Here is a 26,563-nt window from a genome sequence, read left to right on the forward strand (position 1 = left end):
GTTCAAGACGGTGATCCCACGGGGTCTGCGGGTTGCATCAATCTTGCGCGGGCAGGGCGAACTGCAGGATCAGCGTGCGTTCCCAGTCGTTGAAATTGTCATCGGAGATGACCGAGAGCCGGGTTTCGCCATCCGGACCCTGGTGAATCGCCAGTCCTTCCATATTGTCGATCTCGCCGCCCGAGGCGGTCAGCACCGCCTCGCCCTGCAGGCGATTGCCGGGCACAACCTCTGCGGCGGGAATGCGGGTGATCTGCATGCGGAAGGTCAATAGCCCGAGCCCGCGCTCGAGCACATAGAGGTCGCCATTGGGCGCAAAGCCGCAGGCGGTGGGGTTGAGGCCGGCTGTGCGGTGATAGCTCAAGGGGCCCCGGTCGCGCACGCCGAGCAGGAATGCGCGGCTCGAATTTTCCCCGTCCTCGACATTCTCGGTGATCAACAGCGTTGAGCCCGCAATGGGCGAAGCCGGAGAGGCGATGCACACGGCTTCAAGCGATTCGTTCGAGCGCAGCTCGGCCAGCCAGTCGGGGATGGTGACCTCGCGGGCGGCGCCGCCGGGACGGCCATTGGTCAGATCGAAATCGGCGACCCGGGTCAGGTTCTCAAAGCCCACCCGGACCGCCGCGGGGTTCCCATCGCGGAAGATCGTTTCGACCGCCTCGGCGTCGCGCGAGTAGTTTGGCGGCAGGGCATTGCCCTTGGAGTTGGCGATCGGGACGATCTGGCCGCCGGAGATGGCGATGGGCGCGCCGGCGGAATCATAAGTCAGGCGCGCGGAAATGAACTGGCCGCGATCGGAAACGGTGATCATGGTATCCGCATCGCCGGCAAAGGTGATGCCGGAGAGGCCGCCGAAATCCAGGGACTCGGACCGCAGCTCGAGCCCGCCACGCCAGATCAGGCGATCGACCGTGCCGCCATAGGGCGTGTCGCGGAACCGCTCTATGGGAACGGCGGTGATGGTGATGGCGGCCGGTACAGGTTCACCCGATTTCGGCTCCGGCAGGATGCGCGATTGCGCCAGCGCTATGCCGGACAGGCTCACCGCAAGCGAGGCTGCAAGCAGCATCGTTGCGGCAATGCCCCCGTGAAACCGTCGCATCAGCCTGCGCGCCGCGCCTTTGGCGTTCGGCCACCGGCTGACTTGGGGCCGACCGGCTCTTCCTCGAACAGGGCCGCGAGCTCGTCAGTCATGGCGCCGGCCAGCTCCTCGGCGTCGAGCAGGGTGACCGCGCGCCGGTAATAGCGCGTCACATCATGGCCGATGCCGATGGCGATCAGCTGCACCGGGGACCGGGTTTCGATATCATCGATCACGAAGCGCAAATGGTTCTCCAGGTAATTGCCCGGATTGACGCTCTGGGTACTGTCGTCGACCGGGGCACCATCGGAGATAACCATCAGGATGCGGCGGTTTTCGGGCCGTCCCAGCAAGCGTTTATGGGCCCATTGCAGGGCTTCGCCGTCGATATTTTCCTTCAACAATCCTTCGCGCATCATCAGGCCGAGATTGCGCTTGGCGTGACGCCAGGGCTCGTCGGCGGCCTTGTAGATGATGTGGCGGACATCGTTGACCCGGCCCGGATTGGGCGGGCGCCCGGCCTGCATCCAGGCTTCGCGGGATTTGCCACCCTTCCAGGCACGGGTGGTGAAACCGAGGATCTCGACCTTGACCCCGCAGCGTTCGAGGGTGCGGGCGAGAATGTCGCCACAGATCGCCGCGATGGTAATCGGGCGGCCGCGCATGGATCCGGAATTGTCGATCAGAAGGGTCACGACGGTATCGCGGAAATCGGTGTCGCGTTCGGCCTTGAAGCTCAAGGGCTGCAGCGGGTCGGTGACCACGCGGGTGAGCCTTGCGGTATCGAGCACGCCCTCTTCGAGGTCGAAGTCCCAGGAACGCGACTGCTGCGCCATCAGGCGACGCTGCAGCTTGTTGGCAAGCCGCGCAACGGCACCCGCCAGGCTTTCGAGCTGCTTGTCGAGGAGACCGCGCAAATGCTCGAGCTCATCGGTCGGGCAGAGATCGGTCGCCATCACCACTTCATCGAACTTGGTGGTGAAGGGCTTGTAGTCGGGCATGTTGCGGCGGTCGGCGGGCGCGGCATCGCCCGGCGGGGGCGGCGGCTCGTCGCCGCTGACATCGTCGGCTTCCTCGGTCTCGGTTTCGGCCCATTCGGTGTCAGCGCCTTCGACCTCGCCCATTTCCTCGCTGTCGCCGGGGGCTTCTTCGGCCTCGGACTGCTCGTCCTGGCCGTCGGTGTCGCCCTGGTCGGTTTCGGTCTGCTGATCGAGCGCGTTCTGGGGATTGGAGTCTTCGCCGTAATCCTCTTCCTCGCCCTCGGCGTTTTCCATCTCGGCGTCCGAGATCAGGTCGAGGTCGTGCAGCACGGAGCGGGCGACCTTGGAAAAGGCATCCTGGTCTTCGAGCAGTTCGCCGAGTTCGTCAAAGGACTTGCCGGCCTTGTCCTCGATCGCGCCGCGCCACATGTCGACCAGCTTGCGCCCTGAAGAAGGGACCTCCATGCCGGCCAGCTTTTCGCGCAGCATCAGTCCCAGCGCCTCGGCAAGCGGGGCGTCTGACTGGTCGGTGATGCGGTTCATATTGGCGCGGAACAGCCGGTCTTCGAGCGCCTCGGTGAGATTGGCCTTCATGCCCGGCATGCGCTGACAGCCGAGCGTTTCGACGCGGGCCTGTTCGAGCGCATCAAAGGCGGCGCGGGCGTCGGGGTCCTTGGGCGCCATGCGGCGATGGGCGGCATCGTCATGGGCGGCCAGGCGCATGGCCATGGCATCGCCCTGCCCGCGGGCGATGGCGATGTCCTGGATGGTGGGGGAGCGCGAGAGATTGGCCAGCCGCGCCTTGTCCTTTGTCAGGATGGGGCGGTCGGCGGTGAAGGCGACTTCAAGGTCACGCTCGCCGGAAATGGCGCGCATGGTCCCGCCCACGGCCGATTTGAAGGTGGTCGTGGGGTCGGGACGATTGGCTTTGCTGGGCGGGGCGGCCATAAACGCTCCTGGCGACGCCTCAGGCGCTGATGGCGAGGTTCGCTGCGCTTTCGGGCAGATCGACGCCAAACACGCGCTGATAGAATTCGGCGACCAGCGGGCGCTCGAGCTCGTCGCACTTGTTGAGGAAGGTCAGGCGGAAGGCAAAGCCCAGATCGCCGAAGATCTCGGCATTCTCGGCCCAGGTGATCACCGTACGCGGGCTCATGACCGTCGAAAGATCGCCGTTCATGAAGGCCGAGCGGGTGAGGTCGGCGAGCCGGACCATATTGTCGATGGTCTTGCGGCCATCCTCGGTGTCATAGCTCTTGGCCTTGGCCAGAACGATCCCGGCTTCCTTGTCGTGCGCCAGGTAATTGAGCGTCGTCACGATCGACCAGCGGTCCATCTGGCCCTGGTTGATCTGCTGCGTGCCATGATAGAGGCCCGAAGTGTCACCAAGACCGATGGTGTTGGTGGTGGCGAACAGCCGGAAGGCAGGGTGCGGACGGATGACCTTGTTCTGGTCGAGAAGGGTCAGCCGGCCCGATACCTCGAGCACGCGCTGGATGACGAACATCACGTCCGGGCGACCGGCATCGTATTCGTCGAAAACCAGCGCAATATTGTTCTTGAGCGCCCAGGGCAAAATGCCGTCGCGGAATTCGGTGATCTGCATGCCGTCCTTCACCACGATCGCGTCCTTGCCCACGAGATCGATACGGGAGACGTGGCTGTCGAGATTGACGCGGACCAGCGGCCAGTTGAGGCGCGCCGCAACCTGCTCGATATGGGTCGATTTGCCGGTGCCGTGATAGCCCTGCACCATGACGCGGCGATTGAAGGCAAAGCCGGCGAGAATGGCGAGGGTGGTGTTGCGGTCGAACAGATAGTCCGGGTCGAGATCCGGCACATGTTCGTCAGGCTCGGCGAAGCCCTTGACCACCATGTCGCTGTCGATATCGAACACATCGCGGACATTGTAGTCGTGGGTGGGCAGGCTCAATTCTTCAGTCATCGGATCAGTCTTTGTTCGTGCCAGATGGGGCGTTCGTGCAAGGATGGTCGGCCACGGTTCGGGCCGCGCGGTGGTATAGCAAGGAATATAGGTATGGCCTAGGGCGGATTGAACGCCCCCGCCCGGTCAAAATCCCCGTCTGCCTTGCCGTTGCGGGGTTTTGTCGATTTTGCCGGTTGGGCGGATCGGCCTGCGGCCGCGTCCGAAGGGGCCGCGCGCTAGCCAATTCGCGCCCTAGACAAACCCTTTGGCCTTCAAATGGGTGTAGGCCGCGATGATGTTGCGCAGCCGTTCCTCGGACCCCTTGTCGCCGCCATTGGCGTCCGGGTGGTGTTTCTTGACGAGGTCCTTGTAGGCGGACTTGATCGCTTCCTTGTCCGGCGGCCCCTCAATCCCCAACAGTTCGAGCGCCTGGCGGTCGGCTTCGGCAAGGACGCGCTGGCCACGGGAGCGGGGCTTGGGGCCCTCGGTGCCGCCGGTGCGGGCGCGCTGGGACCGGGCGAAGGTGTTGAACGGGTCGTGCATGCGCCGGCCCGACCAGTCATGCGGGCGCGACTTGCGGGCGGTCGGATCGCCGGTTTCCGCTTCCCGGCTCCATTTGTTGGTGCCCATCTTCCAGGTCTGCTGCTCGTCGACCGAGGCGCCGGCGGTGCGCACATACTGGTCGACCTCGGCCTCGCTCATGCGCGCCAGATAGTTGAACGCCTGATTATAGCGCCTGACATGCTTGAGGCAGAAAGCGTATTGCCCGTCGCTGTCGCCACCCTTGGGCGCCTTGTGGGTGCCGGGCATTTCGCAACCGCCCCAGGCGCATTGGATGCGCTGTGGTGGCTCGTGCTTTTCCCCGGTCGGTCCCCGGCGCTTGATCTTGATCTTGTCGAACAGCTTGGAATCCAAGACAACTGCTCCTACTTGGTTCGGCACCTGCACCGGCCCTGAACAATCGAGGATCCGATGACGACAAAGTCCGAAATCATATCAAAACTCAACACGGCCTTCGAGCCTTCGGCTCTCGAGGTCATCGACGAATCCGAATTGCATCGCGGCCATGCGGGCTGGCGCGAAGGGGGAGGTACCCATTTCCGCATCCGAATCGCGGCGGACAAGCTTGGCGGGTTGAGCCGTGTGGCACAACACCGGGCGATCATGGATAGCCTCAGTGATGAATTTGCCGCCGGGCTGCACGCGCTCGCGATCGAGGTGAAATAGGCGGCTGACCCTGCCCTGTCCAGTCCGATTCGGTCCGACCGGGACACATTGTCCGCCTTGACAGCCCCCGGTCCGCCTCAAGTGGCCTTTGCCGATCACGATCCGGCGATGACCGACCCCTTCCTTCGAGGGTCGCGCCGATGGCGCTCCCGCCTCAGGATGAGGTCGTTGGTTCTGTCTCGGTTAGTCACAGCTTGCGTTTCGCCGCGACGCGGCTCGAAAGCGCAGGCAGGCGCTCATAGTCCTGCGCGATCAAGGCCAGCTTCTTGCGTCTCGACCGGCCCTTGATCTGGCGTTCGCGTGCAATCGCTTCATCGATCCGGTCAAAAGCTTCGACAAAGACCAGTTCGACGGGCCGCCGCGCGCTGGTGTACCCGTCGCCCAATCCCTGATTGTGCTCCCACAAGCGACTTTCTACCGGTTTTCTGGTGATGCCGGTGTAGAAGGTGCCGTCTGCGCATCGAAGAACATAGACGCTGGCGCGTTCAAAACCCTGCATGGCGCTTGCCGTATGCGGTTGATTGGCCTGCCAAGATTAGAGTGATCCGGTGCATGGCTCAATTCGGACAAACCCGTCCTCGTCCTGAGGTGCGAGGCGTCAGCCGAGCCTCGAAGGGCGCAGACGAGAGGCAGAAGCGACTAAAGCGTCGAGGGGCGTTCGGGGGGGTTGTCGTTGAGGGCGGCGATGGCGGTGCCCGTGGGGGTGCCGGCGCCGACCGCGCAACTGGTATCGGCATCGAACACGTATTTGCCTTCGCACACATCCCATTGCGCCGGGCGGCTGTCATTCGCCGCGAAGCGGTCATGACCCTGCTTGAGGTTGCGCCAAAACTCGATATTGGGGCTGTCGGCCTGCTCTTCGAGATTGGCCTCGGTCATCTTGAAGGGATAGACCTCGACCTGGAACGAGCGGTTGCCGCCCTTGAAGGTCTCGCGCGCCAGGGCATAGATCTCGGAGATCTGGTCGTCGGTCATGGCGAAACAGCCGGCCGAAGAGCAATCGCCATGCACCATGATGTTCGAGCCGGTGCGGCCGTGGAACTTGTCGAACTTGTTCGGGAAGCCGAGATTGAAGGCGAGATAATATTCCGAATACGGATTCATCAGGCCCGGGGTGACGGTATAGAACCCCTCCGGCGCCTGGCGGTCGCCTTCGGACACCTTGGGGCCAAGTTCGCCCGACCAGGCACAGATCTCGTAGGTCTTGAAGCGCACATAGCGCCCGCCGCGGGTCTGCTTCCAGACCTCGAGCTCGTTTTCCTGCTTGTAGATGCGCACCAGCATGGCGGCCTTCTGGTCGGTGCCAAGCTTTTCGAGGTGAGCCTGGGCGACTTTGCTCACCGGCTTGTTGGCCTTGCCATCCTCGAGCCCGGTCGTGCAGGCGGCGGCAAAAAGGGCCAGCGCGCCGGCCATGATCAGCGAAACAATGGTTTTCAACATACCCGACGCGTCTTGTCGTATTTGGTTTCGCGAGCCTAAACCGGTTCGGTTAGTTTCGCGCAAAGAATTATGGTTAACAAATACTTGATCCAGCCTGTTCAGGGCCTGGGCGGAGGGACGGTCAGGCCAGCGCCTGACCCATATTGAGGAACTTCTCGCGGCGGTGTTCGCGCACGTCCTCACCCGGCATGCCCTCGAAATCGGACAGGAAAGTCGAGATCGATTTGCCGGTCGCCTCGATGATCTTGGCCGGATGGCGATGGGCGCCGCCCACCGGTTCTTCGATAATGCCGTCGATAATGCCGAACTCCATCAAGTGGTCGGCGGTCACGCCCATGGCATTGGCGGCGTCCTGCGCCTTTGCGGCATCGCGCCACAGGATCGAGGCCGCAGCTTCCGGCGAGGCAACGGTGTAGATCGAGTGCTGCAGCATCAGGACCCGGTTGGTCGTGGCAATCGCGATCGCGCCGCCGGACCCGCCCTCCCCGATGACGATAGCGAGGTTCGGCACCTTGAGCATCAAGGAGGCATCCGTCGAGCGGGCGATGGCTTCGGCCTGCCCGCGCTCTTCGGCGCCGATCCCGGGCCAGGCGCCGGCGGTGTCGACAAAGGAGATCACCGGAATGCCGAACCGGTCGGCCATTTCCATAATGCGGATCGCCTTGCGGTAGCCTTCGGGGTGGGCCATGCCGAAATTGTGCTTGAGCCGGGTCTCGGTGGTCGAGCCCTTTTCATGGCCAAGTACGGCGACCGACTGGCCCTTGAAGCGGCCAAAACCGGCCTGGATCGCGGCGTCCTCGGAGAATTTCCGGTCGCCGGCCAAGGGGGTGAATTCGGTGATCAGTCCCGAGACATAATCGGACAGGCGCGGGCGCGACGGGTGCCGCGCGACCTGGGTCTTCTGCCAGGGAGTGAGGCGCTTGTAGATGTCCTTGAGCTGCTCGGCGGCGCGCTCTTCGAGCCGTGTGACCTCTTCGTCGATATCGCCGGCCTCCCCGCTTTCGGCGAGTGCCTTGAGTTCCTGCACCTTGCCCTGGAGCTCGGCGACGGGTTTTTCGAAATCGAGATAGGATTGCATCGGGCGTTTAAGCTCGCGGGATTGTTGGCATTCGGGACAGTCTATCCCAGCGCAAAGTGGGGCGGAAGGTGGCCATTGTCCCGATCAATGTCAAGCGGGTGCGCTTATGGCTTGTGGCGGGCGGCAAGCGGGTGATTTTCCGAGACCAGCCGGGTCAGGCGCTCATCAAGCACATGGGTGTAGATCTGGGTCGTGGAGATGTCGGCATGGCCGAGCAGCATCTGAACCACTCGCAGATCGGCGCCTCGTTCGAGCAGATGGCTGGCAAAGGCATGGCGCAAGACGTGGGGAGAGACCTTGTGGGCGGGCAGGCCGGCCCGCGCGGCCAGCGCCTTGATATCGCGCGCTGCCTGCTGGCGGGTCAGGTGGCCTGCCTCGCTATTGGCCGGAAACAGGAAGCGGTTCGCCGGATAGGTGCTGATCCACTGGGCAAGGGCGTCACGGGCCCGGTCGTTGAGCGGCACCAGCCTTTCGCGCCCGCCCTTGCCGGTGATCGAAAGCATTTCGGCATCGCGGCGCGCCGCGGCGCGGGGCAAGGCCACGAGCTCGGAAATGCGCATGCCGGTGGCATAAAGCAGTTCGAGGATCAGATAGAGCCTTCGGGCGGAGGCCGCTTTCGACGGGCTCAGATCGGGATTGGCGGCTTCGGTTTCGGCCTGGGTCAAAAGCGTGTCGACCTCGGCGACCGAGAGGATCTTGGGCAGGGCGGCGGCGCGGCGTGGGGCTGGCACGATGCGGGTGGGGTCGTCGGCGCGGATCCCGTCTGCGACGAGAAAGCGATGAAACTGGCGGATGGCGCTCAGGTGCTGGGCCGCGGTAGCCGGGGCCATGCCGCGCGCGGCGAGATCGCCGAGATAGGTGGTCACCTCGTCGCGTCCGGCGTTTGTCAGGCTTTTCCGGCGAACGCCAGCATGGGCGGCATAGTCGGCAAGGGAGCGCCGATAGGCTTCAAGCGTGTTGAGCGCGGCGCCGCGTTCGGCGGCCATCATTTCAAGGAAAGCTTCGATCAGCGCCGCATCGCCGGGTGCCGCGGTCACTGGTCGAACAGCTCGCGGGCGGGGATGCTGTTTTCGATCTCGTGCTGTTCCGGTGTCACCATGACGGTGAGAGCAATCATGGCCCCGACGGCAATACCGGCAAGCAGGAGCAGCACGACAAGGAATCGAATAAGGGTGGGCATGGACCGGCCTGGTTGATCTCGCGGTCCGTTTTCGCCGATTTGAGAACGGGCTGCAAGCCTTGAGGGTGACGGCGCGGGCGCTTGACAAGTCCGGGCGCAGCCGGTTCAACCTCGTGCCCTAACGCGGAGACCAGCTTGAACATGAGGCACAAGACCGGGGAGAGCCGCTCGGAAAACAGGCGCGCTGTCCTTGCGGGGCTCAAGGGTCGGCCAATCGTGCTGGTCGGCATGATGGGGGCAGGCAAGACGACGGTCGGCAAACGGCTCGCCAGCCAGCTCGGGCTCGGCTTTGTCGACAGTGATAGCGAAATCGAGACCGCCGCCGGAATGGCCGTCTCCGAAATTTTCGAACTGCATGGGGAAAGCGAATTCCGCGCCGGCGAGGCGCGGGTCATTGCGCGCATCCTCAGCGAGGGCGAACGGGTGGTGGCCACCGGTGGCGGCGTGCTGCTCAGGCAGGAGACCCGCGACCTGATCAAGCGCGACGGCGTTTCGGTCTGGCTCAAGGCCGATGCGGATCTGTTGTTCGAACGGGTCTCGCGGCGCGATACGCGTCCCCTGCTGCGCACCGCCAATCCGCGGGCCACGCTCGAAAAGCTGATCGAGGAGCGCTATCCGCTTTATGCCACGGCCGATGTGACCGTCACCTCGACCGAAGTGCCGCATGACAAGGTGGCCGAACAGATCATCGCGGCGCTTGCCGACTATCTCACCGCGCCCGCCGGTGCCACTCAAAAGGATGAGGCATGACCACCCACACCGTTCCCATCGATCTCGGCGAGCGCAGCTATGAGATCGAGATCGGCCCCGATGTGATCGACCGGCTGGGCGGAAAGCTTTCCGGCCTGTTTCCCGGTGCGCGCTTTGGCGTCGTCATGGACGAGAACGTGAAAGCCGCGCAATATCCGCGGCTTGCTGCCAGTCTTGAAGCGGCGGGCCTCAGCCACAGCGCCATCACGGTCAGCCCCGGGGAGGGGTCGAAGTCGATGGCGGTGCTCGACACGGTGGTCGACTTCCTGATTGCCGAAAAGCTCGAGCGCGGCGATGCCGTCATCGCCTTTGGTGGCGGGGTGGTTGGCGATCTTGCCGGGTTTGCCGCCGCGATTACACGGCGCGGCATGGGGCTCGTGCAGGTACCGACCTCGCTGCTGGCCCAGGTCGACAGCTCGGTCGGGGGCAAGACGGGGATCAACTCGCCGCGCGGCAAGAACTTGATCGGCGCCTTTTATCAGCCGCGCTATGTGGCGGCCGATCTTGGAGCGCTCGATACGCTGCCCGAACGCCAGTTCCGTGCCGGTTATGCGGAGATGGCCAAATACGGGCTGATCGATGATGCCGCTTTCTTTCACTGGCTCGAAGACAATCGCGCCGAGGTGTTTGCGGGCGGCCCGGCGCGCGCCGAGGCGATCGCCCATGCCTGCGCCGCCAAGGCGCGCGTGGTGGCCGAGGACGAGCGCGAGGCGGGCAATCGTGCGCTGCTCAATCTCGGGCACACTTTCGGGCATGCCCTTGAGGCGGCGACCGGCTATTCGGACCGGCTTTTCCATGGCGAAGGGGTCTCGGTCGGCATGGTGCTGGCGCATGACTTCTCGGTGAAGCTCGGGCTTTGCCCCGGGCAGGATGCGAGCCGGGTCCGGGCGCATCTTTCAGGCGCCGGCCTGCCGGTCTCGCTTGCCGATATTCCAGGCGACCTGCCGCCGGCAGAAACGCTTTTGGAGCATATCGCCCAAGACAAGAAGGTGACGCGCGGTTCGCTCACCTTTATCCTCACTCGCGGGATCGGGCATTCTTTCATCGCCAAGGATGTTGACCCGGCCTCGGTGCTCGATTTCCTCAAGGACCAGACATGATCGCGACCTCGCTTATCATCATGATCGCCGCCATCATCGTTCTGCTGGTGATGAGCGGCTTTTTCTCCGGCTCGGAAACCGCGCTGACGGCGGCCAGCCGGGCGCGCATCCACCAGCTCAAGAATGCCGGGGATCATCGCGCCGGCATTGTCGAGGCGCTGACGGTGCGCAAGGAGCGGCTGATCGGAGCCATCCTTTTGGGGAACAATCTCGTCAACATCCTTGCCTCGTCGCTGGCGACATCGGTGCTGATTTCGCTGTTCGGGGATTCGGGGGTCGTCTGGGCGACGCTGGTGATGACGCTGCTGGTCGTCATCTTCTCAGAGGTGCTGCCCAAGACCTGGGCGATCTCGAACCCGGATAGCTTTGCGCTTGGCGTGGCGCCGATCATCCGGCCGGTGATCGTGATCTTCGCACCGGTGACGCTGGTCATCGAAAAGCTCGTTGCAGCCATGCTGCGCCTGTTCGGGGTCGATACGTCGGGCGGGCGTTCGGGCTTCACCGGGCATGAAGAGCTGCGCGGCACGGTCAATCTGCTGCATTCGGAAGGCGAGGTGATCAAACGCGACCGGGACATGCTGGGCGGCATTCTCGATTTGCGCGAACTCGAAGTCTCCGATGTCATGGTGCACCGCACCAAGATGATGGCGCTCGATATCGAGATGCCGCTCGAGGACCTCGTCAAGGAGATCCTCGACAGCCCCTATACCCGCATCCCGCTCTGGCGCGAGGACAAGGACAATATTGTCGGCGTCATTCACGCCAAGGACGTTCTGCGTGCACTGATGAAGGCGAGCGGCGATGTGGCCAAGCTCAATGTGCAGCGCATTGCCTCAAAGCCCTGGTTCGTGCCCGAGACCACCCCGGTACAGGCCCAGCTCAACGCGTTCTTGAAGCAGAAGAGCCATTTCGCCGTGGTCGTCGACGAATATGGCGAAGTGGAAGGGCTGGTGACCCTCGAGGACATTCTCGAGGAGATCGTCGGGGATATTGCGGACGAGCATGACGAGGTGATGCAGGGCGCGGTCAAGCAGCCCGACGGCTCCTATGTGGTCGACGGCTCTTTGCCGATCCGCGACCTCAATCGCGCGCTCGACTGGAACCTGCCCGACGAGGAAGCGACCACCATTGCCGGGCTGGTGCTGCATGAGGCCAAGATGATCCCCGAGATCAACCAGACCTTCACTTTCCACGGCTTCCGCTTCCGGGTGACCCGCAAGGAGCACAACCGGATCACGGAATTGCGGGTGAGCCGGTGAGGAAGAGCGAGTAGGGAATAGGGATTAGCGAGTAGCGAATAGTGAATAGTGAATAGGGGGCGGTTAAACCGCTCCCGCGCTGCCCCGGACCTGATCCGGGGCCTGTTTGCACCCTCACCTGGCTCTCTTGTCGGTCACGTTTCCGGACGGCGAACCGGTACCCACTTCGCCTGGAAGCCCTCCCTAGAGCGGCCAGAATACCAATATCGCCGGGACCGCCGTCGCGATCACGATGATCTCGAGTGGCAGGCCCATGCGCCAGTAATCCCCGAAGGAATAGCCCCCGGGCCCGAGGATGAGCATGTTGTTCTTGTGCCCGATCGGGGTCAGGAACGCACAGCTTGCCGCCACCGCGACCGCCATCAGGAAGGGGTCGGGATTGGCGCCGAGACTGTCCGCGAGGCTGACCGCCACCGGGGCCGCTACCACGGCGGTTGCGGTGTTGTTGAGCACATCGGACAGGGTCATGGTAACGACCATCAACACGGTCAGCGTGGCCCAGGCCGGCCAGGTGCCAGTGAGGGTTGCGATGCCGTTGGCGATGAGGTCCGTGCCCCCCGAGGCTTCGAGCGCCGCCCCCAGGGGTATGAACGAGCCCAGCAAGATGACCACCGGCCATTCGATGGTGTCATAGAGTTCGCGCAGGGGCACGATATCTGTGAAGACAAAGGCGACGACGACTGCGGCGAGCGCAACCGGCAGATAGATCCAGCCGAAGCTGGCCGCGACGATAGCGGCGAGGAACAGGCCGATGGCGAGACCGGCGCGGCCGTGCTGGATGACCTGCAGTCCGCGTTCGGCCAGCGGCAGGCATCCCATGCGGGACACGACGTCTTCCACCCGATCGGGCGTGCCGACCAGCAACAGGATGTCGCCGGCCATCAATTCGGTCTTGCGGATCTGTTCGCGGATGGTGCGGCCCTGACGCGATATCCCGAGAAGCGAGACACCGTAGCGGCCGAGCAGCCGGACGTTCATCGCCGAGCGGCCGACCAGCCGGCTGTCGGCGGTGACCACCGCTTCTGACAGCACCAGGTCGCCGGACAGCGCATTGGAGGCACCCGTCTGGCCCTTGATCGTCAATCCCAGCGCGCCGGCCAGGGCGTTGATGGCATCGGGGCTGGCCTTGATCACCAGCCGGTCATTGGCGCGGATTTCTTCTGCGCGGGCCCGGCCCGGCAGTCGCTTGCCACGGCGGGCAAGGCCGAGCACTTCGCAGTCGTTTTCCTCGGCCACGCCATCGAGATCGCGGACCTTGATGCCGATGGATTTCGACCCCTTGGGCACGGCGAGTTCGGCGACATAGCCCTCGAGCTCCGCCAGGTCCTTGGCAGCGTTCTTTGACCCCTGCGGCACGGGGATCAGCCGCCAGCCGATAAAGGCGACAAAGGCGATGCCGACCACCGCCGTGATCAGCCCCACCGGCGCAAAATCGAACATCTGGTAGGGTTCGCCCAGCGCGGTTTCCCGGAAGGAGGCGATGATGATATTGGGCGGGGTGCCGATGAGGGTGAAGAGCCCGCCCAGAATGGTCGCAAAACTCAGCGGCATCAGGGTCTGGCCCGGCGTGCGGCCGGCCTTTTGCGAGGCCTGGATATCGACCGGCATCAACAGGGCAAGGGCGGCGACATTGTTCATGAAGCCCGACAACAGCCCCGCGACCCCGCCAAGGGTGAGGATATGGGCGCCGATCGAGCGCGACTGATCGATCACCAGGCGGGTGATGAGATCGACCGCGCCCGAATTGAGCAGGCCACGCGAGACCACCAGTACCAGCGCCACGATGATCGTTGCAGGATGACCGAAACCGGAAAAAGCTTCCTCGGTCGGCACTACATGCAAAAGCAGGGCGATCACCAGCGCGGTGAAGGCGACGATATCGTAGCGCCAGCGGCCCCACAGGAGGGCAGCGAACACCAGCGCAAAAAGGGTGAACAGGATAATCTGGTCGGTGGTCAAGACGCGTCCTCCTTCAAAGACGCGCCGACCTTAACGGGGGGCCGGGCCGAGGTTAAGGCCTTGGAGAGACAAAGTTCTCCTGATACGCGCCGGCCGGGGTATCGTCGGCTTCAGGCGCTTGCGGATCGGGATTGGTACCCTTGACCGGCGCGGCGCCGGGCACGGGTTGTTTGGCGGGCTTTTTGAGCCCGATTCGGTGTTTCGGTGTAACGGGCGTTTCCCGCCCACTAGCGTGTGTCCGGTCGTTTGGAGATCGGTTCATAGGGCTCCGGCTCATGATTTGGATGCCGGACCATATCACAGTTTGCAAAGAAGCGCCCCCGGTCGATTTGCCGGGGGCCAGAAACGTCCCGTGCCAGGGAGGGGCGCGGGGCCGGCCTGAATATTCAGGGCTTCAGGTGGCCTTGCGGGACGCGGAGTCCGGTGCTGCCGCTTGCAGAATTCCCTGCCCGGTTGCCTGCACATCAAGCTGGGCTGCAAAGCGCGAATCGGGGAACGCGTTCACCCGTTCGGGCAAATTCTCGTCCGTGGGGATGCGCAAGCCCTCCTCAGGCTCGGTATCGACCCCTTCGATCGGCGGGGCCGGCGCCCCGTCGCCATCGCCATATCGTTCGGGCGAAGGCGGCCGCTCGACAAAGCGTTGCTTGCGTTCTGTGTGGGGTTCTGCTCCAGGCGCAACAGGCTGCACAGGCCTGGCGGTTTCCACGCTCGCTGCCTGGATCTTTTCTATGCGTTGAATGGCGCCGGTAAACAGATAGTCCGTTTTGACCGCGCCCAAGCCGTCGGTCGCCATCTGACTGTCCTCGTCAGGTCTCGTCCGGGAATCCTTTCCCTGTCCCGCATTATAACACCGGGATGGCCAATCCATTGCCGAAGTGTGTCAAAACGAACCGGATATTTTCAGTATTGGTTAAACCAAATGCCTAAGCGCAGCTTAATTTCAAATGGAATCAAGCGGTTCAAAACCGGTATCCATGATGCATGAAAAAGCCCGCATCGCGGGGCGATACGGGCCGATTTGCCTGCAAGCGGGCGCAGGCGGCTAGAAGGCGCCGTGGCAGTGCTTGTACTTCTTGCCCGAACCGCACGGGCAGGGCGCGTTGCGCCGAACCTTGCCCCAGGTCGAGGGATCCTGCGGATCGAGTGTGTCGGCCGCGGCGCCGGCGCCATTGGCCATGGCCGCCGCTTCGGCACCACCGGCAGCGCCAGCGGTGGCCAGCGCGCGGGGGCGCACCTGGTTTCGGCCGGTCTGCGGATCGTTGTGCCGGGCCTCGAGCTCGCCGGGATCCGGTGTCTCGGGTTCGCGGGGCCGCACCTCGATATTGGTATGGAAGAACAGGGTCGTCACCACTTCGCGGAGCTGTTCGAGCAGCCCTTCGAACAAGGTGTAGGCTTCCTGCTTGTATTCGTTGAGCGGGTCGCGCTGGGCAATACCACGCCAGCCGATGACCTTTTGCAGGTGATCGAGGGTGATCAGGTGTTCGCGCCACAGCCGGTCGAGCGACTGCAGGAGGATGTTCTTTTCGACATAGGCCATCACCTCGGGGCCGAATTGGGCGAGCCGGGCTGCCGCAGCTTCGTCGACGAGCTTCAAAAGGCGTTCGGAAATGGCTTCTTCATCAACGCCCTCCTCCTCGAACCATTCCTTGATCGGGGGTTCGACATTGAAGAACTGCTTGGTGGCCTGCGCGAGGCCCTCCGCATTCCATTGTTCGGGATAGGAGCGCGGCGGGATGGCGTCGCGTACGACCTTTTCGACGAGGTCGATGCGCATGTCCTTGAGGGTGTCGGCGACATTGTCGTCGTCCATCAATTCGAGACGCTGTTCGAAGATCACCTTGCGCTGATCGTTCATCACATCATCGAATTTGAGGATGTTCTTGCGGATATCGAAGTTGCGCGCCTCGACCTTGGCCTGGGCACGTTCGAGTGCCTTTGTCACCCAGGGGTGGGCAATGGCTTCGCCTTCTTCGAGCCCGAGCTTGGTCAGCGTGGCTTCCATGCGATCGGGGGTGAAGATGCGCATCAGGTCGTCCTGAAGCGACACGTAGAATTTCGAGCGGCCGGGGTCGCCCTGACGGCCTGAACGGCCGCGCAGCTGATTGTCGATGCGGCGGGATTCATGCCGCTCGGTGCCGATCACATAAAGCCCGCCGGCGGCCTTTGCCTTTTCGGCGTCGGCAGCGATCTGGGCCTTGATGTCGGCGATCTTCTTGTCGCGGGCTTCGCCTTCAAGACCCTCGCATTCGGTCTCGACCCGCATTTCGAGATTGCCGCCGAGCTGAATGTCGGTCCCGCGGCCGGCCATGTTGGTGGCGATGGTCACCGCGCCGGGTACGCCCGCATCGGCGATGATCTGGGCTTCCTGCTCGTGGTGGCGGGCGTTGAGCACCTTGATGTTCTTGACCTTTTTCTTGGTCAAAAGGTCCGCCAGCACCTCGGATTTCTCGATCGAGGTGGTGCCCACCAGCACCGGCTGTCCGCGCTCCTGGCATTCGAGCACGTCTTCGGCCAGAGCATTGTATTTCTCCGCGACCGAGCGATAGACCTCGTCTTCCTCGTCCTTACGGGCGACGGGGCGGTTGGTCGGGATGGTGACGACATCGAGCTTGTAGATGTCGGCAAATTCTTCAGCTTCGGTCGAGGCGGTGCCGGTCATGCCCGACAGCTTGTCGTAGAGCCTGAAATAATTCTGGAAGGTGATCGACGCCATGGTCTGGTTTTCAGGCTGGATCTTGACGTGCTCCTTGGCCTCGATGGCCTGGTGCAGTCCTTCCGAATAGCGGCGGCCCGGCATCATGCGGCCGGTGAACTCGTCGATGATCACCACTTCGTCGTTGCGGACGATATAGTCCTTGTCGCGGGTGAACAGCTTGTGAGCGCGCAGGGCCGAATTGAGGTGGTGCACGACCGAGACGTTCTCGGTGTCATAGAGCGCGCCGCCTTTCAGCAGCCCGTCCTTTTCGAGCATTTCCTCGATCTTTTCGACGCCTTCGTCGGTGAAGGTCACCGCGCGCTGCTTTTCGTCGATCTCGTAATCGGCATCGGTCAGGGCGGGGATATAGGTGTCGATCTGCTCGTAGAGGTCCGAGCGGTCTTCGGCGGGGCCGGAAATGATCAGCGGCGTGCGCGCTTCGTCGACCAGGATCGAGTCCACTTCGTCGACGATGGCGAAGATATGGCCGCGCTGGACCATGTCCTGGCGCGAATACTTCATATTGTCGCGCAGATAGTCGAAACCGAACTGGTTGTTGGTGCCATAGGTAATGTCGGAGCCATAGGCAGAGCGGCGGTCGAGGTCCGAGCTTTCGTGCAGCACGGTGCCCACGGTCATGCCCAAGAACCGGTAGATCTGGCCCATCCACTCGGCGTCACGATGCGCCAGATAGTCGTTCACCGTGATGATGTGGACACCTTTGCCGGTGAGCGCGTTGAGATAAGCGGCGAGGGTGGAGACCAGGGTCTTGCCTTCACCGGTGCGCATTTCGGCGATGGAATTGTCGTTGAGCACCATGCCGCCGATCAGCTGCACATCGTAGTGGCGCTGACCCAGCGTTCGCTTGGCGGCCTCGCGGACGGTGGCGAAGGCGGGGACGAGCAGATCGTCGAGATGCTTGCCTTCGGCGTATTGTTTCTTGAATTCGGCCGTACGGGCCTTCAATTCTTCGTCACTCAGGGCTTCGAGCTCGGGCTCGAGAGCATTGATGGCGTCGACTTTCGGCTGGTACCGCTTGATCCGGCGATCATTGGCCGAACCGAAAAGCTTTCGGGCGAAGGTGCCTATTGCCATTCCTAGTATTCCCTGAATTCAACGGGAGCCGGAGCGGCCCCGGGCTTGGCCGCAAGGGCCGGCATGTGCCATGTTTCGGGCTCTTTTGCGGCAGATAACCGCCCCTGTCCATTGCACGGCGTGGGCAGATGTAAGTGTGGCGGCATGGCTTGTCAACGGCACGCAAATGACGCAAACCTGCCCGCGCTTGGGGCCGCAACACCAGATTTCAGGGAACTTTGATATGACGCGCAAGACTTTCCGCCGCACCCGCCCGGGGGCCCGACAGACGCTGGCCGCGCTGATGGTGGCTGCCGGCCTTGCCGGAGCCGCGCCGCTTGTGGCGAGCGTTCCTGCCCTGGCTCAGGAGGACGGCGCTGCCGCCGAGACCGGCCCGACCGTGCTTGCCCGGGTTGGCGAGGACGTGGTGACCGAAGACGATTTCCGCTTCGCGATCGAGGAAATGGGCTCTCAGCTCGCCAATATGCCGCCGGCCCAGCAGCGGGATTTCCTGCTCAACATGCTCATCGATATGAAGGTGATGGCCCGCGCGGCCCGCGAGGCCGAGATGGACCAGACCGAGGCCTACCAGGCCCGCAAGGACTATCTCGAGGAGCGGGCGCTGCGGCGTGCCTATCTCGAGCAGGTGATCCAGACCTCGGTGACCGACGAGGATGTGCAGGCCGCCTATGACGAATTCGTTCAGGGCTTCGAGCCGGAACAGGAAGTAAGGGCCCGCCATATTCTTCTGGGCAGCGAGGATGATGCGAAGGCGGTGATCGCCGAACTCGAGGCCGGGCGCGATTTCGCCGAGCTGGCCAAGGAAAAGTCGACCGGCCCCACCGGCCCGAATGGCGGTGACCTCGGCTATTTCACCAAGGACCGCATGGTGCCGCCATTCGCAGAAGCCGCGTTTGCGCTCGAGCCGGGCCAGATCTCCGAACCGGTCGAGACCCAGTTCGGCTGGCACGTGATCAAGCTCGAAGACAAGAAAGAGTCCGCCCCGCCTGCGTTCGAGGAAGTCGAGCAGGGCCTGCGCCAGCAGATGCTCTACGAGAAATTCGAGGAGATCGTCGGCCAGCTGCGGTCTGAAACCACGATCGAGATTGTGGGTGCGGAAGACACTGCGGCTGAGGGCGAAGAAGCGGCGGAATAACCGCTTCGCCATTGATGATTTGAAGGGCGGTCCTTGGGCCGCCCTTTTTTGCGGGCCGGCTCTTCATTCGGTGCCGGGTGCGAGGCAAAAGGCATCCGGGGCCGCCCGGGAGGTTGCAGCCCTCAAGCCCTCACCCTGAGCCCTCATGGTGAGCTCGTCGAACCACGAAGGGCGAAGGTGGCCCGAGTGGCCCATCCTTCGACGGGCTCAGGATGAGGTTTGAGACTGAAGCGAGTGCGCTGCCACAATCTCCCTCGTCATTCTCGGGCTTGACCCGAGAATCCATGATGAGGTGCCATTCGGCAAACGGTATGGATCGTTCACGACCGCAGCACACCCTGCGGCGCCTCATGGACCCTCGGATCAAGTCCGAGGGTGACGAGGTGGGTGGAGATGCGCAGTGCCAAGAGCTACCCACACCCTCACCCTGAGCTCGTCAAACCACGAAGGGCGAGGGCGGCGCGAATGGATCAAACACCTCAAGCCGACTGACGCGCCCCCTTACGCCCCCTTGCGCAGCGTTGCGGCTTGTTGCAAACCGGAATGCACTGTCTTGCCCTCAGGGAATCATCATGAAAACGCTTGCCGTTTCGCCGCTTGCCCCGAAATCCCAGCCCGAGCTGCCCGCGATTGACGGGGTCAGGTTCGCGACCGCCCAGGCCGGGCTTAAATATAAGGGCCGAACCGATGTGCTGCTGGCCGAATTCGCCGCGGGTACGCAGGTTGCGGGCGTCTTCACCCAATCGAAATGCGCTTCGGCGCCGGTTGACTGGTGCAAGGCGCATATCGGTGGTGGCCGGGTGCGCGGGTTGGTGGTCAATTCGGGCAATGCCAATGCCTTCACCGGCAAGAAGGGCAAGGTGGCGGTCGAGCTGACCGCGGATATCGCGGCCAAGGCGCTTGGCTGTGCGACCTCGGAGATCATGCTGGCCTCAACCGGGGTGATCGGGGAGCCGCTGCCGGCCGAGAAGTTCTCGGGTGTGCTCGAGGAGACGGCGGGACGCATGGCGGAAGGCCCGTGGATCGATGCCGCCAAGGCGATCATGACCACCGATACCTTTCCCAAACAGGCATTCCGCACGCTCACTCTCGATGGCGTCGAGGTGAGCATTGCCGGTATCGCCAAGGGATCGGGCATGATCGCACCGGATATGGCAACCATGCTCGGTTTCATCTTCACCGATGCGCCGGTAGCCGCGCCTGTTTTGCAGGCGCTGCTGTCGAGCCGGGTCGGCACGAGCTTCAACGCGGTGACGGTCGATAGCGACACATCCACCTCGGATACCTGCCTCGCCTTTGCGACCGGCAAGGCGGCGGACAAGGGCCTGGCCGCCATCGAGGCGCCGACGGATCCGCGCGCGGCGCTGTTCGGGGAGGCGCTGCATGAGGTGCTGTTCGACCTCGCCATGCAGATCGTGCGCGACGGGGAAGGGGCGAGCAAGTTCGTCGCCATCACCGTTTCGGGCGCGCAATCGGACACCAGCGCCGCCGTGATCGCCAAGGCGATTGCCAATTCGCCGCTCGTCAAGACCGCGATTGCGGGGGAAGACGCCAATTGGGGCCGGGTGGTGATGGCTGTCGGCAAGGCCGGCGAGCCGGCCGACCGTGACCGGCTCACCATACGCTTCGGCCCGCATGTGCTGGCCCGCGACGGGGAGCGCGCCGAAGATTATGACGAGGCGGTCGCCAGCGAATACATGAAGGGCGAAGAGCTCGAGATCGGGGTCGAATTGGGGCTCGGGGACGGGCAGTTCACCGCCTATACCTGCGATCTGACCCATGGCTATATCTCGATCAACGGAGACTACAGAAGCTGAGCGGGTCTTTACTGCCAGGCATTCTCGACATTGAGGCGGCGGCCCTGACGGGCTGGCCGGCGCTCAGGGTCGTGCATGACCGGTCCTGGGTCTGGCGCTGGGCGCGCGGCTACACCAAGCGGGCCAATTCGATCAATGCGCTCGACCCGAATGACGATGCGGATATCGACAAGCGCCTCGACCGGCTGACCGCCCTTTCAACCCGGCACGGGATTGCGCCCGTGTTCCGGGTTACCCCGCTTGCCAGCCCTGCCGTCTCGGCGGTTCTCGATGCCCGGGGCTGGGTGCGGATCGAAACCTCGCATGTTCTGGCCATGAATCTGGTGAACCCGGAGATGACCGGCGCGACGGGCGCTGTCAGCGAAAAGGTGACGCTGCACCCGCCTGCCGACCCGGCCTGGCTCGAAGCGCAAGCCGCGCTGGCGGGCTATGACAATCAGACCCGCGACAGTCTTGGCGCGGTGTTGACCCAGATCCCGTGTGCGGCTTCGGGCCTTCTGGTCTGGCGTGACGGTGCGCCGGTCGCTGCCGCGCTCGCCACCGTCTCGGGCGGGATCGCGATTTTCGTCAATGTGGTGGTGGCCGGCCCTTTGCGCGGGCAGGGCCTTGGACGTCAGGTGATGGTGGCCGCGCTCGACTGGGCGAAAGAACAGGGCGCGGACCATGCCGCGATCCAGGTGGTTGCGGGCAACGAACCGGCCATCGGGCTTTACACAGCGCTCGGTTTCGAACCGCGCTATGACTATCATTATCGTCTGCCCGGGGAGGGCGTCTCGGCATGAATCTGGTTCTGGTGGCCGCTTGCGCGCTGGTCGATGCCGACAGGCGCGTGTTGATCGCCCAGCGGCCCGAGGAGAAGGCGATGGGCGGGCTGTGGGAGTTCCCTGGCGGCAAGATCGAGCCGGGCGAGACACCCGAGGCGGCGATCATCCGCGAACTTGAGGAAGAATTGGGCGTTTCGACCCAGAATGCCTGCCTTGCGCCGCTTAGCTTTGCCTCGTTTTCTTACGAAAAATTTCACCTTCTGATGCCAGTCTTCGTCTGCCGCCGCTGGCAGGGGACGCCACGCGCCATCGAGCATCAGGCCCTCAAATGGGTCCGTCCGCGCGATCTTCGCGACTATCCCATGCCTCCGGCAGATGAGCCGTTGATCGCCACGCTTTGCGATCTGCTCTGAGGGTGAAAGGACAGGCCATGCGCAATGGCATCAAACTGGTCAAGCGGTTTGCACGGGAAGACAGCGGTGCGAGCCTGATCGAATACGGTCTGCTGGCGGCCCTGATCGCGGTGGGGTGTATCGTGGCCTTCTCGGCTGCCGGTGAAGGGCTCGTGGCCCTGTTCGGCACCGGCGCGGGCGACCAGATCGACGGCGCCGCCGACAAGATCTGATTTCGGCCCCTAATCCGATTTGTCGCCCAGCACGTCTCTGAGCGACGCCTTGGCACTGCCCGGCGCCAGCGGTTTCTGCTGGCTTTCGTCCGGTGCCCATCCCGACATCCAGATGATTTCAAGCGTTGCACCGACGCGGCCGTCCGGGTCTCCGGCGATCTCGGCATAGTGCCGGGCCGCGGCGACCAGCCGGTTGGGGGTCACAAGGCCCTTTGGCCGTTCGGCGAGGGGATTGGCCGCGCCCAGCGATTTCAGCTCCCGCATCAGTGCGATCGGATCGGCATAGCGCACCCGATGGGTTTCGACATCGGTGACCGGCAGGGCAAAGCCTGCCCGCTGGAGAAGGGCGCCAGCATCCCTGACCTCGATCATCGGCGCAATGCGGGGCGCGGCGCCGCCGACGGTTTCGGCATCCGCCGCCAGCCAGGCGCGACGCAGCTCGGTGAGCGAATTGCCGCCCAGCGTGGCCGCGATCAACAGCCCGTCTGGCCGCAAATGCTGCCGTAACCGCACCAGAAAGCCTGGCACGTCGTTGACGGTTGAAAGGTCGAACAGCGAAACGATGAGATCGTAATCGGTTGCGCCGAGGTCGAGTGCTTCGGGGTCAACCTGCCGGGCCGTGCCGGGGGCCAGGGTGGCCGCCGTCTCGAAACTGATCGGGCCGTCCGCGGTGGCGGCGGTCTTGGGCAGCCCTTCTGCGCGGGGCGCCATGACCAGGGCCTTTTCGAAACGCCGCTTGATCGGGGCCAGCCGGTCCATCAGGTCGTTGACCGCCAGTTCGGTGACGAAATCGGCCTCCGCCGCGGCCTGCTTGAGACGCCAGGCCATCAGGTCGCGGTCGAAAAGTCTGGGCGGGGTGGCAGTCACGGGATCATCCTGATCGGCGTTGGAATTGCCGCAGCACTGCGGGAATTGCGCATTTGCCGGCCGAAGCGCCGGATTATGGTCGCGGTTATGAACAGGGGCGAGACGGAAGTCAAAACCGAAGGCGATGCGATGCGCCGTCCTTGGCAACATGGGCTCAAGGCAAGGTTGGTGCGGAGTGCGCGCCTAGTGGGTGGCCGGGCAGCCGATTTCGCCTTTCCACCGGGCTGCGGGGTTTGTGGCGCACCGCTGGCGGAGCCCGATGCGCTGTGTCCGTCATGCTGGGGGCAATTGCGCTTCATCAGCGCGCCGATGTGTCCCCGGCTCGGCATTCCTTTTGCCATCGAACTGGGCCCCGGTGCGTTGAGCGCCGAAGCCATTGCCGACCCGCCGGTATTCGACCGGTCGCGGGCGGCGCTGGTCTATAACGATCTCGCCCGGGCGCTCGTGGCACAGCTCAAATATGGGGACCGCACGGACCTCGCAACCTTGTGCGGGCGGCTGATGGCCCAGGCCGGGCACGAGTTCTGGGGCGAGGCGCCGGTGCTGATGCCGGTACCGCTGCACTGGCGCCGTCAGGCCATGCGCCGGTTCAACCAGTCGGTGCTGCTGGCGCGCGAGATCGGCCGGCGCACCGGGCTTGCGGCGATGGGCGGCGGGTTGCGGCGGGTGCGCCATACCCGCCAGCAGGTCGGGTTGTCAGGCGATGCGCGGGCGCGCAATGTCGCCGGGGCATTCGCGGTGTCGCCGCGGCTGCTCGAAAGGCTCGGAGGCAGGCGGGTTGTGCTGGTCGACGATGTCGTCACCACCGGGGCCACGGCCAATGCAGCCGCCCGGGCGCTGAGGCGGGCCGGGGTCGATCACATTGACGTCATTTCCCTCGCCCGGGTTGTCCGGCAAGGGGACTGACCCCATTTTTCCACCAGTTCCCCCGCGAATGGCTGATGATTAACCGGGAGTAAATTGACCGGCCATCGCGCAACCCCGTATAGGGGAACAGCGTGGAGAGTGAGAAATGGCGAAAGTCGAGATCTATACCACTATGGCCTGCCCCTATTGCATGGCCGCCAAGGACCTTCTTTCGAGCAAGAAGATCGAATTCACTGAGATCTCCGTGGATGGCGATCCCGAGGGCCGTCAGCGCATGACGTCCCGTGCACAGGGCCGGTTCACCGTGCCCCAGATTTTCATCGATGATCTGCATGTCGGCGGTTTCGACGACATGGCGGCGCTTGAACGACGCGGCGCGCTCGACGGTCTTCTGGCCGGCGGGGCCAGCGCCAATCCCTGGGACTGACGGAGAAGCTCTTGCGCCTAGCTGCCCTTCAAATGACTGCCGGCGTGTCGTCCGGCGCCAATCTCGACCGGCTCGAGGCGCTGACCGAACGCGCGGTCGAGGCCGGGGCGCGCTATGTGCTGAGCCCGGAGATGTCGGTCAGCTTTGCGGAGAACCGCGAAACCCTCAAAGCCGAGAACACCGCCGAAGCGGTTGCCGCTGCGCAAAAGCGCCTCGCCGCGCTGGCGCGGGCGCGCTCGATCTTTTTCCATCTCGGCTCGATGGCGGTGCCGGTCGAAGGCGGGCGGTTCGCCAATCGCTCAATCCTGTTCGGACCGGACGGGCGGATTGTCGGCCAGTATGACAAGATTCACCTGTTCGATGCCGATATCGCCGGGGACGACGCCTATGGCGAAAGCGCGACCTATCGCGCGGGCGATGAAGCCGTGGTGCTGCGCCTCCCCGAAGCGCGGCTCGGTATGAGCATCTGCTATGATGTGCGTTTTGCCGGGCTCTATTCGCGCATGGCGGCAGCGGGTGCCGATCTGTTCGCCATTCCCTCCGCCTTCACCGTGCCGACGGGCGAAGCCCACTGGTCGGTGCTGTTGCGGGCGCGGGCGATCGAGAATGGCGCCTATGTGGTGGCCGCCGCGCAGGCCGGCACGCATGAGAATGGTCGCAACACCTATGGGCATTCGATGATCATCGATCCCTGGGGGCGGGTATTGGCCGAAAGTGCGATAGACGGCGAAGACGTGATTGTGGCGGATATGGACCCCGAAGTGGTCGCCGAGACGCGCCAGCGCGTGCCGAGCCTTGCGAACATGCGGGGCTTTTCGCTATCCGTTAACCACGATCTGTCATCCTGAAGGGCAAACACGAGGACCCTCGACGTGATTCAGTACGCGCTTGTGTGCGAGAACGAACATGGATTTGAAGGCTGGTTCCGCTCCGCGGCAGCCTATGAGGAGCAGGCGCGGCAGGGTACGCTCGAATGCCCGATCTGCGGCTCCGCCGACATTCACAAGGCGCTGATGGCGCCGGCGGTTGCGGCGTCGAAGGAAGCCGAACTGCGCAGCGAGGAAAAGACCGAGCGCGTGGCGCTTTCGTCCGGGCATCCGGAACAGGCCAAGATCCGCGAAGAAATCCGCAAGCTGCGCCAGAAGCTGACGAGCGAAGCCGAGTATGTCGGCGACCGTTTTGCCGACGAAGCGCGCAAGATCCATCTGCAGGAAGCGGAAGCCCGCGGCATCTATGGCGAGGCCACCAATGAGGAGGTCTCGAGCCTTCTCGAAGACGGCATCGAGTTCATGCCGCTGCCCAATCTCCCCGAAGAGCATAACTGAGGCCTGTTGAGGCTTGCCGAAGCTGATCTGGACCACCCGGACAAGCCGGGTGGTGACGGTACGTTGTGGAGTGGCACAAGCCAGAATCTCATTGTCATTCCCGCGGAGGCGGGAATCCAACTGAGCTGGAACCCGGCACTGGTGGCGCGAGAGCGTTTCAATCGCGGCCATCCCTCCTGTGAAACATCCGCCGCTGGATTCCCGTTTTCACGGGAATGACGGCTGGGGTTTGGCTGAGGCCCTCACCCTGAGCTTGTCGAAGGGCGAGGGCGGAATGGACAAACCGGGCGGCCCATCCTTCGACAAGCTCAGGATGAGGTCGGAGATCGGGTTCAGGCCCTGCCCCGCACACTCCCGTTATTCCGGCGAAAGCCGGAAACCAGTACCCCCGGGGCTCGCGGCGTGAAACCGGCACTTGTTCTGCTTATAAACTCATTGGTTACTGGACCCCGGCCTTCGCCGGGGTGACGGCTGTTGCTGAGGTTCTCAATTCCCTCAGCTGTGATGCAATGACGACTACAAAAATGGTCTTGCTGCAACTCTCGCGAATACACCATCGACCCGACCATCGAGATAACCCACGTTGATGTGGTAAACAGTTGCAAACAAGAACCCGTCGGTGCGAACAAAAGAGTCTATGTTTTGCTGCCGTGGACTGAGCTCCCCGCCCACATCATTTCCGATTTCTTGAAGGCGGTAGCCGGAAATTCGCATGAACCATCTCACGGAGTCTCGCGGCATTCCGATACGGACATGCTTTTCTACGAGCTCCGTCGGAAATTCAAAACCGCGGTCAGAACTACGGATTGCGGCATGCATCTGCTGATGCAAGGAGTCGCCGCTGTCTTGGGATATCGCGAATGGTGCGACGACAAGAAAGAAAACCAACATCAAAGCTCTTGTTGGAGCCGATTGGGAACCGTCGACATTTGCGTTAGACATCGAAGCGGCCCTTGCCATTCAAG

The 26,563-nt window shown here is 63.5% G+C and carries 27 protein-coding genes; 13 read left to right on the forward strand and 14 right to left on the reverse strand.

The window, feature by feature from the left end; all coding sequences use genetic code 11:
• Positions 1-37: 37 nt before the first annotated feature.
• From G489_RS0115950 to G489_RS0115965, 4 genes are all read right to left on the reverse strand, one after another.
• A complete protein-coding gene (locus G489_RS0115950; protein WP_029042360.1) occupies positions 38-1,102 on the reverse strand; it encodes an esterase-like activity of phytase family protein in 1,065 nt (354 codons plus the stop codon).
• Positions 1,102-3,009: a cobaltochelatase subunit CobT gene (cobT, locus tag G489_RS21060; protein WP_051332735.1), complete on the reverse strand. Its 1,908-nt coding sequence runs from the start codon at positions 3,007-3,009 to the stop codon at positions 1,102-1,104. The genes G489_RS0115950 and cobT overlap by 1 nt, the downstream gene beginning before the upstream one ends.
• Positions 3,010-3,028: 19 nt before the next feature.
• On the reverse strand, positions 3,029-4,006 hold the full coding sequence (cobS, locus tag G489_RS0115960; RefSeq protein ID WP_051332736.1) for a cobaltochelatase subunit CobS: 978 nt from the start codon (positions 4,004-4,006) through the stop codon (positions 3,029-3,031).
• 234 nt (positions 4,007-4,240) lie between these two features.
• Positions 4,241-4,903 (reverse strand): J domain-containing protein, encoded by a 663-nt coding sequence (locus tag G489_RS0115965; protein WP_051332737.1) that lies wholly within the window; start codon positions 4,901-4,903, stop codon positions 4,241-4,243.
• 57 nt (positions 4,904-4,960) lie between these two features.
• Here G489_RS0115965 and G489_RS0115970 point away from each other — a divergent pair, with 57 nt between their 5' ends.
• On the forward strand, positions 4,961-5,215 hold the full coding sequence (locus G489_RS0115970) for a BolA family protein (RefSeq protein ID WP_029042363.1): 255 nt from the start codon (positions 4,961-4,963) through the stop codon (positions 5,213-5,215).
• A 187-nt stretch (positions 5,216-5,402) separates the two neighbouring features.
• Here the strand turns inward: G489_RS0115970 and G489_RS0115975 are convergent, their stop codons facing one another.
• The 5 genes from G489_RS0115975 to G489_RS0115995 form a co-directional block, all read right to left on the reverse strand.
• Positions 5,403-5,714, reverse strand: coding sequence for a GIY-YIG nuclease family protein (locus tag G489_RS0115975; RefSeq protein ID WP_029042364.1), 312 nt, complete (start codon positions 5,712-5,714; stop codon positions 5,403-5,405).
• Positions 5,715-5,854: 140 nt separating this feature from the next.
• The gene (locus tag G489_RS21070) at positions 5,855-6,655 is read right to left on the reverse strand and encodes a L,D-transpeptidase family protein (RefSeq protein WP_081691635.1); all 801 of its coding nucleotides are present in this window, start codon (positions 6,653-6,655) and stop codon (positions 5,855-5,857) included.
• Between the two features lie 121 nt (positions 6,656-6,776).
• A complete protein-coding gene (locus G489_RS0115985) occupies positions 6,777-7,733 on the reverse strand; it encodes an acetyl-CoA carboxylase carboxyltransferase subunit alpha (RefSeq protein ID WP_029042365.1) in 957 nt (318 codons plus the stop codon).
• 104 nt (positions 7,734-7,837) lie between these two features.
• Entirely contained in the window at positions 7,838-8,770 is a 933-nt protein-coding gene (locus G489_RS0115990) for a site-specific tyrosine recombinase XerD (RefSeq protein ID WP_029042366.1), read from the reverse strand.
• Entirely contained in the window at positions 8,767-8,913 is a 147-nt protein-coding gene (locus G489_RS0115995) for a hypothetical protein (protein ID WP_029042367.1), read from the reverse strand. The genes G489_RS0115990 and G489_RS0115995 overlap by 4 nt, the downstream gene beginning before the upstream one ends.
• Positions 8,914-9,054: 141 nt before the next feature.
• On the opposite strand from G489_RS0115995, the gene G489_RS0116000 reads away from it, so the two are divergent.
• The 3 genes from G489_RS0116000 to G489_RS0116010 are packed head-to-tail and all read left to right on the forward strand — an operon-like array spanning position 9,055 to position 12,022.
• Positions 9,055-9,663: a shikimate kinase gene (locus G489_RS0116000; RefSeq protein WP_035873194.1), complete on the forward strand. Its 609-nt coding sequence runs from the start codon at positions 9,055-9,057 to the stop codon at positions 9,661-9,663.
• On the forward strand, positions 9,660-10,763 hold the full coding sequence (gene aroB, locus G489_RS0116005; RefSeq protein WP_029042369.1) for a 3-dehydroquinate synthase: 1,104 nt from the start codon (positions 9,660-9,662) through the stop codon (positions 10,761-10,763). The genes G489_RS0116000 and aroB overlap by 4 nt, the downstream gene beginning before the upstream one ends.
• Positions 10,760-12,022 carry an HlyC/CorC family transporter gene (locus G489_RS0116010; RefSeq protein WP_029042370.1) on the forward strand — a complete coding sequence of 421 codons (1,263 nt, stop codon included), beginning with the start codon at positions 10,760-10,762 and terminating at the stop codon, positions 12,020-12,022. The genes aroB and G489_RS0116010 overlap by 4 nt, the downstream gene beginning before the upstream one ends.
• A 183-nt stretch (positions 12,023-12,205) precedes the next feature.
• Here the strand turns inward: G489_RS0116010 and G489_RS0116015 are convergent, their stop codons facing one another.
• The 3 genes from G489_RS0116015 to secA form a co-directional block, all read right to left on the reverse strand.
• Entirely contained in the window at positions 12,206-13,981 is a 1,776-nt protein-coding gene (locus G489_RS0116015) for an SLC13 family permease (RefSeq protein ID WP_029042371.1), read from the reverse strand.
• Positions 13,982-14,375: 394 nt separating this feature from the next.
• Positions 14,376-14,774, reverse strand: coding sequence for a hypothetical protein (locus tag G489_RS0116020; protein ID WP_029042372.1), 399 nt, complete (start codon positions 14,772-14,774; stop codon positions 14,376-14,378).
• Between the two features lie 249 nt (positions 14,775-15,023).
• Complete coding sequence (gene secA, locus G489_RS0116025; protein WP_029042373.1) at positions 15,024-17,771, reverse strand: preprotein translocase subunit SecA; 2,748 nt, start codon at positions 17,769-17,771, stop codon at positions 15,024-15,026.
• Between the two features lie 223 nt (positions 17,772-17,994).
• Here secA and G489_RS0116030 point away from each other — a divergent pair, with 223 nt between their 5' ends.
• The 5 genes from G489_RS0116030 (at position 17,995) to G489_RS0116050 (ending at position 22,112) form a co-directional block, all read left to right on the forward strand.
• A complete protein-coding gene (locus tag G489_RS0116030; protein WP_051332738.1) occupies positions 17,995-18,906 on the forward strand; it encodes a peptidylprolyl isomerase in 912 nt (303 codons plus the stop codon).
• A gap of 572 nt (positions 18,907-19,478) precedes the next feature.
• Positions 19,479-20,723, forward strand: coding sequence for a bifunctional glutamate N-acetyltransferase/amino-acid acetyltransferase ArgJ (gene argJ / locus G489_RS0116035; RefSeq protein ID WP_035873197.1), 1,245 nt, complete (start codon positions 19,479-19,481; stop codon positions 20,721-20,723).
• A 29-nt stretch (positions 20,724-20,752) separates the two neighbouring features.
• The gene (locus G489_RS0116040) at positions 20,753-21,505 is read left to right on the forward strand and encodes a GNAT family N-acetyltransferase (protein WP_455423266.1); all 753 of its coding nucleotides are present in this window, start codon (positions 20,753-20,755) and stop codon (positions 21,503-21,505) included.
• Positions 21,502-21,900 (forward strand): 8-oxo-dGTP diphosphatase MutT, encoded by a 399-nt coding sequence (mutT, locus tag G489_RS0116045; RefSeq protein WP_029042377.1) that lies wholly within the window; start codon positions 21,502-21,504, stop codon positions 21,898-21,900. The genes G489_RS0116040 and mutT overlap by 4 nt, the downstream gene beginning before the upstream one ends.
• A gap of 17 nt (positions 21,901-21,917) precedes the next feature.
• Positions 21,918-22,112, forward strand: coding sequence for a Flp family type IVb pilin (locus G489_RS0116050; RefSeq protein ID WP_029042378.1), 195 nt, complete (start codon positions 21,918-21,920; stop codon positions 22,110-22,112).
• 9 nt (positions 22,113-22,121) lie between these two features.
• Here the strand turns inward: G489_RS0116050 and G489_RS0116055 are convergent, their stop codons facing one another.
• Complete coding sequence (locus G489_RS0116055) at positions 22,122-22,979, reverse strand: malonyl-ACP O-methyltransferase BioC (RefSeq protein ID WP_029042379.1); 858 nt, start codon at positions 22,977-22,979, stop codon at positions 22,122-22,124.
• A 168-nt stretch (positions 22,980-23,147) separates the two neighbouring features.
• Between G489_RS0116055 and G489_RS21075 the strand changes: the two genes are divergently transcribed.
• The 4 genes from G489_RS21075 to G489_RS0116075 all read left to right on the forward strand — a co-directional run bounded on the left by G489_RS21075 (position 23,148) and on the right by G489_RS0116075 (position 25,598).
• Entirely contained in the window at positions 23,148-23,885 is a 738-nt protein-coding gene (locus tag G489_RS21075) for a ComF family protein (protein WP_245578943.1), read from the forward strand.
• 106 nt (positions 23,886-23,991) lie between these two features.
• Complete coding sequence (gene grxC, locus G489_RS0116065) at positions 23,992-24,273, forward strand: glutaredoxin 3 (protein WP_029042380.1); 282 nt, start codon at positions 23,992-23,994, stop codon at positions 24,271-24,273.
• An 11-nt stretch (positions 24,274-24,284) separates the two neighbouring features.
• Positions 24,285-25,121: a carbon-nitrogen hydrolase family protein gene (locus G489_RS0116070; RefSeq protein WP_245578944.1), complete on the forward strand. Its 837-nt coding sequence runs from the start codon at positions 24,285-24,287 to the stop codon at positions 25,119-25,121.
• A 24-nt stretch (positions 25,122-25,145) separates the two neighbouring features.
• Positions 25,146-25,598 (forward strand): DUF1178 family protein, encoded by a 453-nt coding sequence (locus G489_RS0116075; protein ID WP_029042382.1) that lies wholly within the window; start codon positions 25,146-25,148, stop codon positions 25,596-25,598.
• 516 nt (positions 25,599-26,114) lie between these two features.
• On the opposite strand, the gene G489_RS0116080 is transcribed toward G489_RS0116075, so the two are convergent.
• Positions 26,115-26,540 carry a hypothetical protein gene (locus tag G489_RS0116080; RefSeq protein WP_155889422.1) on the reverse strand — a complete coding sequence of 142 codons (426 nt, stop codon included), beginning with the start codon at positions 26,538-26,540 and terminating at the stop codon, positions 26,115-26,117.
• Positions 26,541-26,563: the final 23 nt, after the last annotated feature.

Origin of the sequence: Cucumibacter marinus DSM 18995 (assembly GCF_000429865.1) — a bacterium.
Taxonomy (GTDB): Bacteria; Pseudomonadota; Alphaproteobacteria; order Rhizobiales; family Devosiaceae; genus Cucumibacter; species Cucumibacter marinus.

Bases quoted from the DNA above. Each gene is read 5' to 3' on its own strand.
- cobT (WP_051332735.1), bottom strand. From the start codon at position 3,009: ATGGCCGCCCCGCCCAGCAAAGCCAATCGTCCCGACCCCACGACCACC.
- G489_RS0116000 (WP_035873194.1), top strand. From the start codon at position 9,055: ATGAGGCACAAGACCGGGGAGAGCCGCTCGGAAAACAGGCGCGCTGTC.
- G489_RS0116030 (WP_051332738.1), top strand. From the start codon at position 17,995: ATGACGCGCAAGACTTTCCGCCGCACCCGCCCGGGGGCCCGACAGACG.
- G489_RS0116020 (WP_029042372.1), bottom strand. From the start codon at position 14,774: ATGGCGACCGACGGCTTGGGCGCGGTCAAAACGGACTATCTGTTTACC.
- aroB (WP_029042369.1), top strand. From the start codon at position 9,660: ATGACCACCCACACCGTTCCCATCGATCTCGGCGAGCGCAGCTATGAG.
- secA (WP_029042373.1), bottom strand. From the start codon at position 17,771: ATGGCAATAGGCACCTTCGCCCGAAAGCTTTTCGGTTCGGCCAATGAT.
- G489_RS0115975 (WP_029042364.1), bottom strand. From the start codon at position 5,714: ATGCAGGGTTTTGAACGCGCCAGCGTCTATGTTCTTCGATGCGCAGAC.
- G489_RS0115970 (WP_029042363.1), top strand. From the start codon at position 4,961: ATGACGACAAAGTCCGAAATCATATCAAAACTCAACACGGCCTTCGAG.
- mutT (WP_029042377.1), top strand. From the start codon at position 21,502: ATGAATCTGGTTCTGGTGGCCGCTTGCGCGCTGGTCGATGCCGACAGG.
- cobS (WP_051332736.1), bottom strand. From the start codon at position 4,006: ATGACTGAAGAATTGAGCCTGCCCACCCACGACTACAATGTCCGCGAT.
- G489_RS0115950 (WP_029042360.1), bottom strand. From the start codon at position 1,102: ATGCGACGGTTTCACGGGGGCATTGCCGCAACGATGCTGCTTGCAGCC.
- argJ (WP_035873197.1), top strand. From the start codon at position 19,479: ATGAAAACGCTTGCCGTTTCGCCGCTTGCCCCGAAATCCCAGCCCGAG.
- G489_RS0116050 (WP_029042378.1), top strand. From the start codon at position 21,918: ATGCGCAATGGCATCAAACTGGTCAAGCGGTTTGCACGGGAAGACAGC.
- G489_RS0116010 (WP_029042370.1), top strand. From the start codon at position 10,760: ATGATCGCGACCTCGCTTATCATCATGATCGCCGCCATCATCGTTCTG.
- G489_RS0115995 (WP_029042367.1), bottom strand. From the start codon at position 8,913: ATGCCCACCCTTATTCGATTCCTTGTCGTGCTGCTCCTGCTTGCCGGT.
- G489_RS0116080 (WP_155889422.1), bottom strand. From the start codon at position 26,540: ATGTCTAACGCAAATGTCGACGGTTCCCAATCGGCTCCAACAAGAGCT.
- grxC (WP_029042380.1), top strand. From the start codon at position 23,992: ATGGCGAAAGTCGAGATCTATACCACTATGGCCTGCCCCTATTGCATG.
- G489_RS0115985 (WP_029042365.1), bottom strand. From the start codon at position 7,733: ATGCAATCCTATCTCGATTTCGAAAAACCCGTCGCCGAGCTCCAGGGC.
- G489_RS21070 (WP_081691635.1), bottom strand. From the start codon at position 6,655: ATGTTGAAAACCATTGTTTCGCTGATCATGGCCGGCGCGCTGGCCCTT.